The 13,884-nt window shown below is 58.4% G+C and carries 14 protein-coding genes; 13 read left to right on the forward strand and 1 reads right to left on the reverse strand.

The features are described 5' to 3' along the window. Positions 1 to 69 precede the first annotated feature (69 nt). The 3 genes from AC2AXP_RS14620 (at position 70) to AC2AXP_RS14630 (ending at position 2,640) form a co-directional block, all read left to right on the forward strand. Positions 70 to 399 (forward strand): hypothetical protein, encoded by a 330-nt coding sequence (locus AC2AXP_RS14620; protein ID WP_198773476.1) that lies wholly within the window; start codon positions 70 to 72, stop codon positions 397 to 399. Positions 400 to 557: 158 nt separating this feature from the next. Continuing rightward, a complete protein-coding gene (tctD, locus tag AC2AXP_RS14625; RefSeq protein ID WP_004960403.1) occupies positions 558 to 1,232 on the forward strand; it encodes a transcriptional regulator TctD in 675 nt (224 codons plus the stop codon). Next, a complete protein-coding gene (locus AC2AXP_RS14630) occupies positions 1,219 to 2,640 on the forward strand; it encodes a sensor histidine kinase (RefSeq protein ID WP_004960405.1) in 1,422 nt (473 codons plus the stop codon). The genes tctD and AC2AXP_RS14630 overlap by 14 nt, the downstream gene beginning before the upstream one ends. A gap of 12 nt (positions 2,641 to 2,652) precedes the next feature. Here the strand turns inward: AC2AXP_RS14630 and AC2AXP_RS14635 are convergent, their stop codons facing one another. Continuing rightward, positions 2,653 to 3,564 carry a DMT family transporter gene (locus AC2AXP_RS14635; protein ID WP_004960407.1) on the reverse strand — a complete coding sequence of 304 codons (912 nt, stop codon included), beginning with the start codon at positions 3,562 to 3,564 and terminating at the stop codon, positions 2,653 to 2,655. Between the two features lie 109 nt (positions 3,565 to 3,673). Here AC2AXP_RS14635 and AC2AXP_RS14640 point away from each other — a divergent pair, with 109 nt between their 5' ends. From AC2AXP_RS14640 to purF, 10 genes are all read left to right on the forward strand, one after another. After that, positions 3,674 to 4,447, forward strand: coding sequence for an AraC family transcriptional regulator (locus AC2AXP_RS14640; RefSeq protein ID WP_273869643.1), 774 nt, complete (start codon positions 3,674 to 3,676; stop codon positions 4,445 to 4,447). A gap of 89 nt (positions 4,448 to 4,536) precedes the next feature. Next, entirely contained in the window at positions 4,537 to 5,658 is a 1,122-nt protein-coding gene (gene pdxB, locus AC2AXP_RS14645; protein ID WP_273869640.1) for a 4-phosphoerythronate dehydrogenase PdxB, read from the forward strand. Between the two features lie 105 nt (positions 5,659 to 5,763). Then, positions 5,764 to 6,774 carry an aspartate-semialdehyde dehydrogenase gene (locus tag AC2AXP_RS14650; RefSeq protein WP_004960415.1) on the forward strand — a complete coding sequence of 337 codons (1,011 nt, stop codon included), beginning with the start codon at positions 5,764 to 5,766 and terminating at the stop codon, positions 6,772 to 6,774. After that, positions 6,774 to 7,586: a tRNA pseudouridine(38-40) synthase TruA gene (truA, locus tag AC2AXP_RS14655; protein ID WP_004960416.1), complete on the forward strand. Its 813-nt coding sequence runs from the start codon at positions 6,774 to 6,776 to the stop codon at positions 7,584 to 7,586. The genes AC2AXP_RS14650 and truA overlap by 1 nt, the downstream gene beginning before the upstream one ends. Before the next feature lie 69 nt (positions 7,587 to 7,655). Then, positions 7,656 to 8,318, forward strand: coding sequence for a DedA family protein (locus tag AC2AXP_RS14660; RefSeq protein WP_004960419.1), 663 nt, complete (start codon positions 7,656 to 7,658; stop codon positions 8,316 to 8,318). 233 nt (positions 8,319 to 8,551) lie between these two features. After that, the gene (accD, locus tag AC2AXP_RS14665; RefSeq protein WP_004960422.1) at positions 8,552 to 9,460 is read left to right on the forward strand and encodes an acetyl-CoA carboxylase, carboxyltransferase subunit beta; all 909 of its coding nucleotides are present in this window, start codon (positions 8,552 to 8,554) and stop codon (positions 9,458 to 9,460) included. A gap of 151 nt (positions 9,461 to 9,611) precedes the next feature. Next, entirely contained in the window at positions 9,612 to 10,877 is a 1,266-nt protein-coding gene (gene folC, locus AC2AXP_RS14670) for a bifunctional tetrahydrofolate synthase/dihydrofolate synthase (RefSeq protein ID WP_004960425.1), read from the forward strand. Then, the gene (gene dedD / locus AC2AXP_RS14675) at positions 10,878 to 11,588 is read left to right on the forward strand and encodes a cell division protein DedD (protein ID WP_198773474.1); all 711 of its coding nucleotides are present in this window, start codon (positions 10,878 to 10,880) and stop codon (positions 11,586 to 11,588) included. Positions 11,589 to 11,775: 187 nt separating this feature from the next. Next, a complete protein-coding gene (gene cvpA, locus AC2AXP_RS14680) occupies positions 11,776 to 12,276 on the forward strand; it encodes a colicin V production protein (RefSeq protein ID WP_039991873.1) in 501 nt (166 codons plus the stop codon). A 21-nt stretch (positions 12,277 to 12,297) separates the two neighbouring features. After that, entirely contained in the window at positions 12,298 to 13,815 is a 1,518-nt protein-coding gene (purF, locus tag AC2AXP_RS14685; RefSeq protein WP_198773473.1) for an amidophosphoribosyltransferase, read from the forward strand. Positions 13,816 to 13,884: the final 69 nt, after the last annotated feature.

A 13,884-nucleotide genomic window follows, 5' to 3' on the forward strand; every position in this document is an offset into this window, starting at 1 on the left:
TAATGTCACCTTTGCCACATTCGTCCTGCGATAAAATGGCAAAAACAAAATGATTTCGGGTGCACCACCATGTTTTCTCTGAGTAAGTTATTTGCCGGCAAAGACTGCGCCAGAACCAAGGCGATCAAGATGTTGCCACAGGCTTATGCCGAAATGGTCGGCGACGCCGGCCAGTGTCGCGTCAAACACTTGCGGCCAAGCATCGGCGTCTTTGAACTGCACTTTTCCTCTGCCAGCGGCGTTAGCCATGTCTGCCAGATGACCGCCTGTGTCACCGGGGTGGATCTGGTGTTTGCCACCAACAACCGCAACGTACTGGTTTCTCCGCCGTTCACCCCGGCTAAACTGCGCCCGGTGTTTGCCATTGCCCTGGCGGGCAGTGAGATCGCGTTAAGATAAAACGTTACGCTGCCGTGCGCCGTAATTGTGTGCCAGCTCTCAAAATGGCGGCGGCGCTGCTCTTCTCTCTGTTTCTCTTCCATGCCATTCTTCGTTATAAACTTGTTAACGGTGTCGCAATGACGCCGGGTTGATCGAATCATCAATGGAATGGGCAAATGCGTTTGTTACTGGTTGAAGACCATCCCGAACTGTCACATTGGCTGCAAAAGGCGCTGACCGGCGCTGGATTTGCCGTCGACGTTGCTGCGGATGGCGTGGCGGCCGATCATATGCTGCTGAATGAAAACTATGTGCTGGTGGTGCTGGACGTGGCACTGCCGCGTTTGAACGGGCTGGATCTGCTGGCCCGCCTGCGCAAGCGCGGGCAAAATATGCCGGTATTGTTGTTGACGGCCAGAACCGACGTCGCCGATCGCGTCAAGGGGCTGAATCTCGGCGCTGACGACTACCTCACCAAGCCGTTCGAACTGGATGAGCTGGAGGCACGCATCCGGGCGTTGCTGCGCCGCAGCGTGGGCGTGACTCAGCAGGCGTTGCAGTTCGGTGCATTGACCTACCATGACGAAGGCTATTTTCTGCTGGATGACAAACCGCTGGCATTGACACCGCGCGAACTGGCGGTGCTGACCACCCTGATCCACCGACGTGGGCGGCCGGTGGCTAAACAGCAGCTGTTTGAGCAGGTATTTACCCTGTCGGACGAGGCGAACCCGGAAAGCATCGAGCTGTATGTCCACCGGGTGCGTAAAAAACTGCATGGCAGTAATGTGGCGATTGTGACGCTGCGCGGCCTGGGCTACAGCCTGGAGCTGTGCAATGAAATGGTTTAACCCGCCGCGTTCACTGTTCAATCAACTGTTACTGTTCTTTGGTCTGCCGTTGATGGTGCTGGGTGGTATCTCGATTTACACCCACTATTTTAGTGCCATGAGCGCCGCAACGCTGGCCTATGACCGCACCCTGCTGGCGTCGGCGCGTACCGTGGCCGAGCGGCTGATCGTACGCGGCGGCCGGTTGGAAGTGGATGTGCCATATGTGGTGCTCGACAGTTTTGAGCGCAACATGAACGACCAACTGTATTACGAAGTGATTTCGCCCGAGGGCATCAGCATTTCCGGCTATGACGATCTGCCATTGCCGCCGAAGAATATCCCACGTTCCAACCTTTACCCGGCATTGGTGCATTTTTATGACGCCAGCTACTATGGCCGGCCAATCCGCGTTGCGGCGCTGTATCAGCCGATCAATGAATCCGGCGTAATGGGGATGGCGGTGATTCTGGTGGCGGAAACGCTGGAGTCACGCAAGTACCTGGCGCGACAGATGATGCTGGCGGCGTTGGCCAGTCAGGGGACGGTGGTGGTACTGACGCTGTTGCTGGCCTTCGTATTGCTGAAGAAACTGCTCAAACCGCTGCGCAAGCTGTCAAGCCTGATGATGCGGCGCGACCCGGGTGAGCTGACGCCGTTACCGATGGTGTTGCCCTGGTCGGAAATGCAGCCGCTGCTGCTGGCGTTTAACCGCTACATTGAACGGCTGCGGGTGATGGTAGCGCGGCAGGAGCGGTTCAGCGCCGATGCGTCGCACCAGTTGCGTACGCCGTTGGCAGTACTGAAAACCCAGGTTGGCGTTGCTCTGGCCAGTGACCGGCCGGAACAGTGGCGTGAAAGCCTGCTGGCGATGAGTACCACCCTGGACAATACCGTGGCACTCACCGATCGGTTGTTGCATCTGTCGCGCTTGAAAGCGCATGAGCATAGCGCCGAGCGCAGGTTGCAGCCGGTGGACCTGGCGCAACTGCTGCGCGATGCCTGTTTTTCGCGTTTACCCCAGGCGCGTAGCAAGCAGATCGATCTGGGCTATGAGGGACTGGCGGCCTGCTGGATTAACGGCGAAGCGCTGTTATTGACCGAAATGTGTGCCAATTTGCTGGATAACGCGCTGAAATACACGCCGCGTAACGGCGTGGTAACCGCGCGGGTGCTGTGCGATCAAGGGGCAGGCGACTGCCTGCTGGAAATAGAAGACAGCGGACCGGGCATTGCGCAGGAAGATGCCTTGCAGGCGCTGCTACCGTTCCACCGACTCGACAACGTTGGCAGCCAGCCGGGGGCCGGATTGGGACTGGCGTTGGTAAAGGATATTTTGGCCTATCACGGCACCCGCCCGCAGCTGTTGCCTTCGTCCGAGCTCGGCGGCCTGCTGGTGCGGGTGCGCTTTACGCCGTCGCCCGGATAGGGCAGGCGGTTATCACTTCTTGAGGTCGGCGTTCGGCACGGTTGCCGGTGCCTTGCGGCCTAGCGGCGTACGCAGGCGCTGCGAGAGTACCACCCCCAATAAGGTGATGCCGCCGCCAATCAGGTGGTAACTGTGCAACTGCTCATGCAGGAACAGCATGGCGATAATGGCGGTAAATACCGGAGCCAGATTCATAAAAATCGATGCGGTATTGGCGCCGAGGCGCATCACGCCCTGGATCCACAGATACGGTGCGATAATGGATGCCGGAATACCGGCAAACAGCACCAGTGGAATATTGTGGCCATTCAGCGCCACGTCCTGCGCCAGCAGGAAATTCGGCAGCAGCAACAGCACGCCGAACAGAATCTGCACGTACAGTGCCTGCCAGTTCGGTATGGCGATTGCCCAGCGCTTGGTCAGCACGCCATACAGCGCGTAGGACGCCGAGGCGGCGAACATCATCAATTCACCTTTGCCGATGCCGTGTTGCAGCAGTTGCCCCGGTTGGCCGCTGCTGACCAGCCATACCAACCCACCCAGCGACAGCAGGCTGCCGATGGCAATGCCGACCGTGGGCGCTACGCGCAGCAGCCAGACACCGAGCAACACCGTCAACAGCGGGATCAGCGAGTTGAGGATGCCCATAAAGAGCGCACTGACGCTGTGGGCGGCGTAATACGCCAGGCTCTGATACAGCACCATGCCCAACAGGCCGAGGATCAGCAACTTCCACCAATGGGTGCGCACCGTTTGCCAGTTGCGGATCACCCCCGGCAATACAAACGGCGTCAGCGTAACCAATGCCAGCAGCCAACGGTAAAAGGAGATCGCCGCCGGATCGATAGCGCTAGCCGAGGCTTTGCTGACTACGGCGTTGATTGACCAAATCAGCACCGCCAGCAGGGGAAACAATACGTTCATGATAATTATTCTCAATAACAAACCGATTGCTGGCTAGTCTACCTGTGTCTGGTTTATTATATATAGCGAAAATCAGACACCCTTTAGCGAAATCAAGACAACCTTAACGATGGCCGAAACGCGTAACTATCCGACCAGCGGCGTGGATGCGCCGCGCACGCTGTTCTTCCGCAGTGAAGAAACCAATGCAGATACCGAATATTTGCCGCACAGCCATGCATGGGGCCAGGTGATTTGCGTCAAGAGCGGGGTGGTGGCGCTGAGCATCGCCGGCCAGCGATTTCTGGCGCCGCCGGAGTTTGCCGTCTGGCTGCCGCCGGGCATCGAGCATGCCAGCTATAACCGTAAACCGGCGCTGTTTCGTACCATCAACATCGCCCGCCCTTTGTGTCAGAATCTGCCGCAGCAGGCGTGTCTGCTCAATGTGTCGCCGGTATTCAAAGCTATCGTTGACCAGTGTCTGGCGCGCAAAATGCTGGCCCCGCAGAATAAAACCGAGCTACGGCTGTGCCGGGTACTGATCGATCAACTGCATCAGGCGCCCATCCAGCAAACTTATCTGCCGACCTCGCAGGACAAATTTCTCGGGCCGGTGTTGCAGGCGCTGGAGCGCTGCCCGTCGGACAATACGTCGCTGGCGGTCTGGGCGAGCCGGGTCTACACCACTGAGCGAACGTTGTCACGACGTTGTCAGCAGCAACTGGGGATGTCGTTCAGCGAATGGCGGCAGCGACTGCGCTTTTTGCATGCCATTTCGTTGCTGGAAAAAGGGCACACGGTGCAAGAGGTGGCACTGGAAGTGGGCTACAGCTCGGCGTCGGCCTTTATTGTGATGTTCCAGCAGATCGCCGGCACCACCCCTGAGCGTTTTCGCCGCGCCTAGCGCAGCGGCGGGCTAACAACGTTGGGTTTCTGGTGGATTCGGTGGCAAACTGTGCGCAGTCAAATCGCCGTATGCTGTCGGAGAAAGCTGTGAAAATACTGGTTGATGAAAACATGCCCTATGCGCTTGACCTGTTCAGCCGTTTGGGCGAGGTACAGGCGGTGCCGGGACGCCCTATCCCGCAGGCCGCGCTGGCGGACGCCGATGCGCTGATGGTGCGTTCGGTGACCAAGGTGAATGAGGCGTTGCTGGCCGGCACCCGCGTCGGGTTTGTCGGCACCGCGACCGCCGGCACCGATCACGTCGACGAGCGCTGGTTGCAGCAGGCCGGTATCGGCTTTTCTGCCGCACCGGGCTGTAACGCTATTGCGGTAGTGGAATACGTGTTTGCTGCGTTGATGCTGTTGGCGGAGCGCGACGGCTTCCATCTGCGGGATAAAACCGTGGGAATTATTGGCGTTGGTAACGTTGGTTCGCGCCTGGATGCACGCTTGAAAGCGCTGGGAGTGCGTACCCTGCTGTGCGATCCGCCACGCGCCGATCGTGGCGATGTCGGTGAGTTCTGGCCGCTGGAAAAACTGGTGGCGGAAGCTGACGTACTGACCTTCCATACGCCGTTGAATAAAAGCGGTCCTTACGCCTCGCTGCATATGGCGGATGCGCAGCTGTTGGCGGCGTTGCCGGACAACCGCATCCTGATTAACGCCTGCCGCGGCGAGGTGGTGGACAACGCCGCGTTGTTGCAGGCGCTGCAACAGGGGAAAAAACTCAGCACCGTGCTGGACGTGTGGGAACCGGAACCGGATCTGTCACTGCCACTGCTGGCGCGGGTGGATATCGGTACCGCGCACATCGCCGGTTACACGCTGGAAGGCAAGGCGCGCGGCACCACCCAGGTGTTCGAGGCCTACAGTCGGCATTTGGGCAATCCGCAACACATCGAACTGTCCTCGCTGCTGCCGGTACCGGAATTCAGCGAAATCCGACTTAACGGCGTGCTGGACGAAGGCAAGTTAAAACGATTGATGCACTTGGTGTATGATGTGCGCCGCGATGATGCGCCCCTGCGCAAGGTGGCGGGGCAGGCGGGCGAATTCGATCGTCTGCGCAAGCATTATCAGGAACGTCGTGAGTGGTCGTCACTGTGCGTACTGTGCGACGACAGCGCCAGCACAGAGCTGTTGCACCGGTTGGGCTTCAGCGTGCGATAAGCCGCGAGCGTTATCGTTCCTCGGGTCGGTTTTTCCGGCCCGGAATTATCGGGCGGTGGTGACACTGCCCGTCTGCTTTTACATGAAATATTTTGGAGAAACCCAATGTCTGACGGCTGGAATATCGCTCTGCTCGGCGCCACTGGCGCGGTAGGTGAAGCGTTGCTGGAACTTTTGCAGGAACGCCAGTTCCCGGTGGGCGAACTCTATCCTTTGGCCAGCGAGCGCGGTGCCGGCGAGACGGTGCGATTCAATGGCAAATCGCTGATGGTGGAAAACGCGGAACAGTTCGACTGGTCGCAGGCGCAGCTGGCGTTCTTTGTCGCCGGTAGCGAAGCATCCGCTCGCTACGCCGTCGAGGCCGGTGACATGGGGTGTCTGGTGATCGACACTAGCGGCCTGTTTGCACTGGAACCGGACGTGCCACTGGTGGTGCCGGGCGTTAACCCGCAGGTACTGGCGGATTACCGCAACCGTAACATTGTCGCGGTGGCCGACAGTATGGTCAGCCAGTTGCTGACCGCGATCAGACCGTTGACCGAACAGGCCGGGCTGTCGCGTCTGCATGTCACCACGCTGATGTCGGTTTCTTCACAGGGCAAGGCGGCGGTAGACGATCTGGCCGGTCAAAGTGCGCGTTTGCTGAACGGCATTCCGGCCGAGGCTGGCGTCTTCGCCAAGCAGCTGGCCTTCAACCTGTTGCCGTTGGTGGCAGATGAACAGGGCAGCGTGCGCGAAGAGCGTCTGATTGTCGATCAGGTACGTAAAGTGCTGCAGGACGAAGGCCTGCCGATCTCCGTCAGCTGCGTGCAGTCGCCGGTGTTTTACGGCCATGCGCAGGTGGTGCATCTGGAAGCGCTGCGTCCGATGGCCGCCGAAGAAGCGCGTGCCGAACTGGAACATATCGACGACATCCAGCTTAGCGAAGAAGACGACTACCCGACCCAGGTTACCGACGCTTCCGGCAGCGATGTGCTGAGCATGGGTTGCCTGCGCAACGACTACGGTATTCCGGAAGTGTTGCAGTTCTGGTCGGTAGCGGACAACGTGCGTTTCGGCGGCGCGCTGATGGCGATTGAAACCGCAGAGCGCCTGGTGCAGGAGCAATTTCACTGATGTCCGAGGTTGCAGTACCGGTATTGAAGATCGCACTGGGGATTGAGTATGACGGCAGCCGTTATTACGGCTGGCAGCGTCAGCAGGAAGTGGCCAGCGTGCAGGGCTGTCTGGAACAGGCATTGAGCAAGGTGGCCGACGCGCCAGTCGTTGTGTTTTGCGCCGGCCGAACCGACGCCGGGGTACATGCTACTGGCCAGGTGGTGCACTTTGAAACCACCGCCCGGCGCAAGGACGCCGCCTGGACCATGGGGGTCAATACCCATTTGCCACCGGACATTGCGGTACGCTGGGTGAGCGAAGTGCGCGAGGATTTCCACGCGCGTTTCAGCGCCACGGCTCGCCGCTATCGCTACCTGATTTTCAACCATCGCTACCGTCCGGCGGTGTTGCAGCAGGGGATGACGCATTTCTACCATCCGCTGGATGCCGATCGCATGCAGCGCGCGGCGCAGGCCCTGCTGGGTGAAAACGATTTCACGTCGTTCCGCGCGGTACAGTGTCAGTCGCGCACGCCGTGGCGGAATGTAAAACACGTTAAGGTCACGCGCCACGGGCAATATATCGTGGTAGATATTAAGGCGAATGCCTTTGTGCATCATATGGTTCGCAACATTGTCGGCAGCCTGATGGAAATCGGCTGCGGCAATCAGGATGAAAACTGGATGGCCGAACTGCTGGCGCTGAAGGATCGTAACCTGGCGGCGGCAACGGCAAAGGCGGACGGCCTGTATCTGGTTGCCGTGGATTATCCCGAGCATTTCGGTTTACCACACGCACCGATGGGCCCGCTGTTTTTGGCCGATGACTGAGCGTTATTTTACCGTACTCCCTGATTAATCTGCCGGGTGGGTGAGACACCTGGCACCAAGAGAGAACTTATGGACATCATCAAGTTTATTATTGATTTCATTCTGCATATCGATGTGCACCTGGCGGAGCTGGTGGCGCAATACGGTATGTGGATTTACGCTATTCTGTTCCTGATTCTGTTTTGTGAAACCGGTTTGGTCGTTACCCCGTTCCTGCCTGGCGATTCTCTGCTGTTCGTCGCCGGTGCGCTGGCGGCGCTGCCGACCAACGATCTGAACGTGCATACCATGGTCGCGTTGATGGTGGTGGCGGCAATTATTGGGGATGCGGTCAACTACACCATCGGCCGGCTGTTCGGCGAGCGGTTGTTCAGCAATCCGAATTCGAAGATTTTCCGCCGCAGCTACCTGGACAAAACCCATCAGTTCTATGAAAAGCACGGTGGGAAAACCATTATTCTGGCGCGTTTTGTGCCGATCGTTCGCACCTTTGCGCCGTTCGTGGCCGGTATGGGGCATATGTCCTATCGCCATTTTGCCGCTTATAACGTGATCGGCGCGCTGCTCTGGGTGCTGCTGTTCACCTATGCGGGTTATCTGTTTGGTAACGTGCCGGTGGTACAGGAAAACCTGAAATTGCTGATTGTTGCTATTATCATTGTGTCAATTTTGCCGGGCATCATTGAAATCTGGCGGCATAAGCGTGCGGCTGCCCGCCAGCAAAAACAGTAAAAACATCGCTTAACCTATCGGTTCGACCAGTTTTTTATCCACAGCGCCGAGCCGATATGGTTTAATGAGCGACATTTATGGTCTGTTCCTGCGAACAACCCTGAAGCCAGTGCCTCGGTCGCGCGCATGCCGCGCTTGGCTCGGGCACTTTTTCATTGGGTGTTGCTGCGGGAGGATTGTTAAAGCATGAACTGCGGACTGGCGTCTGCCAGGTTCAAACAGAAAGGTCATCGATGAGCTGGATTGAACGAATTCTTAACAAGAGCAATATCACCCAAACCCGTAAGGCGAGCATTCCCGAAGGCGTTTGGACCAAATGTGACAGCTGCGGTCAGGTTCTCTACCGCGCCGAGCTGGAACGTAATCTGGAAGTCTGCCCAAAGTGCGACCACCACATGCGCATGTCTGCGCGTATGCGTCTGCATACTCTGCTGGACGAAGGCAGTGAAGTGGAACTGGGCAGCGAACTGGAACCAAAAGACGTTCTGAAGTTCAAGGATTCCAAGAAGTATAAGGATCGTCTGGTGGCAGCTCAGAAAGCCACTGGCGAAAAAGACGCGCTGGTGGTGATGAAAGGCACGCTGTATGGCATGCCGGTGGTCGCCGCTGCTTTCGAATTCGCCTTTATCGGCGGTTCGATGTCTTCGGTGGTCGGTGCGCGTTTTGTCCGTGCGGTCGAGCAGGCGCTGGAAGACAACTGCCCGCTGGTCTGTTTCTCCGCCAGCGGTGGCGCGCGTATGCAAGAAGCGCTGATGTCGCTGATGCAAATGGCGAAAACCAGCGCGGCGCTGGCCAAGATGCAAGAGCGCGGTCTGCCGTATATTTCGGTGCTGACTGACCCGACCATGGGGGGCGTTTCCGCCAGTCTGGCGATGCTGGGCGACATCAACGTTGCCGAGCCAAAGGCGCTGATCGGCTTTGCCGGCCCCCGCGTTATCGAACAGACCGTACGCGAAAAACTGCCGCCGGGCTTCCAGCGCAGTGAGTTCCTGATCGAAAAAGGCGCGATTGACATGATCGTTCGCCGCCCGGAAATGCGCCAGCGACTGGCCAGTATTCTGTCCAAGCTGACCAATCAGCCGCAGCCGGCCATTGATGACGACGCGCAGACCATCGCGCCGGAAAATCAGCCAGGCGCCTAAGCCGTTGGCCGCGCCGCTGCGGGTATCATCCGTAGCGGCGCTCAACCGTCGTTTTGTGGCTAAGCGATAGTTGGAACGTAGCGCATCGCCTTTACCGCGGTGAGGGTGGTGCCCTGATGGATTAATGAACCCAAGTTCAGTGACGGGACTCATGCAAAACCACCAAATTCCTCAAGCCACCTCGCCCCTGAGCTCGTGGCTTTACTATCTGGAACGTCTGCACAGTCAGGCGATTGAACTCGGTCTGGAACGCGTACAGCGCGTTGCCGCGCACCTTGAGTTACTGACTCCCGCCCCCACGGTATTCACCGTTGCCGGTACTAACGGCAAAGGCACCACCTGTCGCACGCTGGAAGCCATTTTACTGGCGGCCGGCTTGCGCGTCGGCGTCTACAGTTCGCCGCATCTGGTGCGTTACACCGAGCGGGTGCGCGTTCAGGGCGAAGAGCTGAGCGAAGCGGAACACAGCCGAGCCTTTGCCGCTATCGAAGCCGGCCGTGGCGAAACGTCGCTGACCTATTTTGAGTTCGGTACGCTGTCGGCGCTGCATCTGTTTCGCCAGGCCAAACTCGACGTGGTGATTCTGGAAGTCGGCCTCGGCGGGCGTCTGGATGCCACCAACATCGTCAATCCGGACGTGGCGGTGATCACCAGTATCGCACTGGATCATACCGACTGGCTGGGCAATGACCGCGAAAGCATTGGCCGTGAGAAGGCCGGCATTTTCCGCGCCGGCAAACCGGCGGTGGTTGGCGAGCCGGAGATGCCGGCGTCGATCCGCCAGGTGGCCGAAACGCTGGGCGCGCAGCTGTACCGCCGGGGTGATGACTGGAGCTTCAACGAACAGGGCGATCGCTGGCAGTGGCAAAGTGGCGGCACGCTGTTGACTGATTTACCAACGCCAAACGTGCCGCTACCGAATGCCGCAACGGCGCTGGCGGCGCTGCACTACTCGGCGCTGGAAATCGACGAGCGGGCGATATTTACCGGTTTGCAACAGGCGACGCTGCCGGGGCGTTTCCAGGTGGTGCAGCAGCAACCGCTGCTGATACTCGACGTGGCGCATAACCCGCATGCCGCCGGCTATCTCGCCGGCCGGCTGGCGGCCTTGCCCCGCAGCGGCGGCAAGGTACGGGCGGTGGTGGGCATGTTGTCGGACAAGGACATCGCCGGCACGCTGGCCTGTCTGCGCGACCAGGTTGATGAATGGTACTGCGCACCGCTGGATGGCCCGCGTGGCGCCAGCGTTGAACTGTTGGCGCAACATCTGGCGGAACCACGCTGCTTTGCCGATGTCGAAACTGCCTGGCGTCAGGCTATGCAGGATGCAGATATTCAGGATATTGTGATCGTCTGTGGATCGTTCCACACCGTTGCGCAGGTGATGGCGGCGTTAGACGAGATGCGGGGAGTGTGAGTGGCAAGTAAATTTCAGAACCGACTGGTTGGAACCGTGATTCTGGTGGCACTGGGGGTAATTATCCTGCCAGGTCTGCTGGATGGAAAAAAGAAGCATTACGAAGATGAATTCGCCGCGATCCCGCTGGTACCGAAACCGGGCGATGCGCAGGAAAACGACGTTCTGCCGCCGGTAAGTCAGCCGTTGCCGGCCCAGCCGCCGGAAGGGGCTGGCGCCCTGGTTGAACAACAGGCGGCCAACGAAGCGGCAACGCAGCAGGCGGCGCGTCAGTCTGCCCAGCAGCAACAGCAGAATACCGCGATCACGCCGCCGCCGATTGAAAACACCCCGGCGCCGCAGCCAAAACCGAAACCGGTGGAAACCCGGCCGGTGGAGGTGAAGCCTAAACCGCAGCCAAAACCTGAGGTGAAACCGCAGCCGACGCCGAAGCAGGAAACCAAACCGGCGGAAGAAAAAACGCCGGCCGGTCAAGCCTATGTGGTGCAGTTGGGGGCGCTGAAAAACGCCGCCAAGGTCAACGAGATTGTCGCGACGCTGCGCCTGTCGGGTTACCGGGCGTTCACCGTGCCGTCCACGCCGGTACAGGGGCAGATCACCCGTATTTATGTCGGACCGGATGCCTCGAAGCAAAAACTGCAATCATCGCTGTCATCACTCAACTCGCTCAGCGGTCTGAACGGGCAGGTGAAGCCGTACAGCGTGCGTTGATCCGATCCGTTCGTCCCGGCAGCGGGGCGAACGGTGGTTCAGCGGCTATGTAGGCGCGGCGATTAAGATTTTTTTATCGCCGCTTTTTATTTGTAACGTGGTAGGGAAATCCCCTACGCAAACGTTTTCTTTTTCTGTTAGAATTCGCCGCGAATTGGATGCGGGGCGGTTCGTTATTGGAATGGTCATGGTCTGGATTGATTACGTCATTATAGCGGTGATTGGATTTTCGGCTCTGGTGAGCCTGATCCGAGGGTTTGTTCGCGAAGCATTGTCACTTGTGACATGGGGATGCGCGTTCTTTGTCGCCAGCCATTTCTACTCTTACCTTGCAGTCTATTTCACACGTTTTGACGATGAACTGGTGCGAAACGGCATCGCGATTGCCATTTTGTTTATCGCGACGCTGATCGTTGGGGCTATTGTTAACTATGTGATCAGCTCGCTGGTCGAAAAAACCGGCCTGTCGGGTACCGACAGGGTGCTGGGTATCTGTTTCGGGGCATTGCGCGGTGTGTTGATTGTCGCAGCGATACTGTTTTTCCTCGACACCTTTACCGGCTTTTCGCAGAGTGAGGACTGGAAACAGTCACAGCTGATCCCCCAGTTCAGTTATATCATCAGGTGGTTCTTTGACTACCTGCAGAGCACGTCGAGTTTCTTACCGACCCATTTACCGGGGCGGTAGCGCTGATGAGGAAAAGACAACATGTGCGGTATTGTCGGTATCGCCGGTTTTATGCCGGTAAACCAGTCGATTTATGATGCGTTGACGGTGCTCCAGCACCGTGGACAGGATGCCGCCGGCATCGTCACCATTGATGCCCATAACGGGTTCCGTCTGCGTAAGGCAAACGGCCTGGTAAAAGATGTATTTGAAGCACGGCATATGCAGCGCTTGCAGGGCAACATGGGGATTGGCCACGTTCGCTACCCGACGGCTGGCAGCTCCAGTGCCTCAGAGGCTCAACCTTTTTATGTCAACTCGCCGTTCGGCATCACGCTGGCCCATAACGGCAACCTGACCAACGCCCATGAACTGCGCCAGTCGCTGTTCGAAAGCGGCCGTCGTCATATCAACACCACCTCCGATTCTGAGATCCTGCTCAACGTGCTGGCCGCCGAGCTGGACCGTTTTCCGCACTATCCGCTGGAATCCGACAACATCTTTACCGCCGTGGCGGCGATGCATCAGCAACTGCGCGGCGCCTATGCCTGCGTGGCGATGATTATCGGCCATGGTCTGGTGGCGTTCCGCGATCCTAACGGCATCCGTCCGCTGGTGATCGGCAAACGCACCCTGGAGGACGGCCGCAACGAATATATGGTGGCCTCCGAGAGCGTAGCGCTGGATACGCTGGGCTTTGAGTTCCTGCGCGACGTGGCGCCGGGCGAAGCGGTATACATCACTGAAAAGGGCCAGCTGTTCACACGCCAGTGTGCAGAAAACCCGAAAACCAATCCATGCCTGTTCGAATACGTCTATTTTGCCCGTCCTGATTCCTTTATGGACAAGATTTCGGTCTACAGCGCCCGCGTGCGCATGGGGCAGAAGCTGGGTGAAAAGATCGCTCGCGAATGGGAAGATCTGGACATCGACGTGGTGATCCCGATCCCGGAAACCTCCTGTGACATTGCGTTGGAAATCGCACGCATTCTGGACAAGCCATATCGCCAGGGCTTCGTCAAGAACCGCTACGTTGGCCGCACCTTTATCATGCCGGGCCAGCAGGCGCGTCGCCAGTCGGTACGCCGCAAGCTGAACGCCAACCGTGCGGAGTTCCGCGACAAGAACGTGTTGCTGGTGGATGATTCCATCGTGCGCGGCACCACCTCTGAGCAGATCGTCGAAATGGCGCGTGACGCCGGTGCCAAGCGTGTCTATCTGGCTTCCGCCGCGCCGGAAATCCGCTTCCCGAACGTGTATGGCATTGATATGCCAAGCGCCAATGAGCTGATTGCCCACGGTCGTGAAGTGGACGAAATCCGCCAGATCATCGGCGCTGACGGCCTGATCTTCCAGAATCTGGACGATCTGATCGAAGCGGTGCGTGAAGAGAATCCGGATATCGCCCAGTTTGAATGCTCGGTCTTCAATGGTGTCTACGTCACCAAAGACGTCGATCAGAGCTATCTGGAATATCTGGAGTCGCTGCGCAACGACGATGCCAAAGCGATGCGTGGCCAGACCGAAGCTGAAAATCTGGAAATGCACAACGAGGGCTAAGCCCGCGCTGTAACAGAGCACTGCGGCATCTGCTGCGGTGCTTTCCCGCCTGGTTAACTTGCTTATCCG

This window comes from Serratia sp. Sp408, from assembly GCF_057180665.1.

What these genes read in the sequence shown, in the direction of transcription:
- AC2AXP_RS14620 (WP_198773476.1), top strand. Translation starts at nt 70, where the DNA reads ATGTTTTCTCTGAGTAAGTTATTTGCCGGCAAAGACTGCGCCAGAACC.
- tctD (WP_004960403.1), top strand. Translation starts at nt 558, where the DNA reads ATGCGTTTGTTACTGGTTGAAGACCATCCCGAACTGTCACATTGGCTG.
- AC2AXP_RS14630 (WP_004960405.1), top strand. Translation starts at nt 1,219, where the DNA reads ATGAAATGGTTTAACCCGCCGCGTTCACTGTTCAATCAACTGTTACTG.
- AC2AXP_RS14635 (WP_004960407.1), bottom strand. Translation starts at nt 3,564, where the DNA reads ATGAACGTATTGTTTCCCCTGCTGGCGGTGCTGATTTGGTCAATCAAC.
- AC2AXP_RS14640 (WP_273869643.1), top strand. Translation starts at nt 3,674, where the DNA reads ATGGCCGAAACGCGTAACTATCCGACCAGCGGCGTGGATGCGCCGCGC.
- AC2AXP_RS14650 (WP_004960415.1), top strand. Translation starts at nt 5,764, where the DNA reads ATGTCTGACGGCTGGAATATCGCTCTGCTCGGCGCCACTGGCGCGGTA.
- truA (WP_004960416.1), top strand. Translation starts at nt 6,774, where the DNA reads ATGTCCGAGGTTGCAGTACCGGTATTGAAGATCGCACTGGGGATTGAG.
- AC2AXP_RS14660 (WP_004960419.1), top strand. Translation starts at nt 7,656, where the DNA reads ATGGACATCATCAAGTTTATTATTGATTTCATTCTGCATATCGATGTG.
- accD (WP_004960422.1), top strand. Translation starts at nt 8,552, where the DNA reads ATGAGCTGGATTGAACGAATTCTTAACAAGAGCAATATCACCCAAACC.
- folC (WP_004960425.1), top strand. Translation starts at nt 9,612, where the DNA reads ATGCAAAACCACCAAATTCCTCAAGCCACCTCGCCCCTGAGCTCGTGG.
- cvpA (WP_039991873.1), top strand. Translation starts at nt 11,776, where the DNA reads ATGGTCTGGATTGATTACGTCATTATAGCGGTGATTGGATTTTCGGCT.
- purF (WP_198773473.1), top strand. Translation starts at nt 12,298, where the DNA reads ATGTGCGGTATTGTCGGTATCGCCGGTTTTATGCCGGTAAACCAGTCG.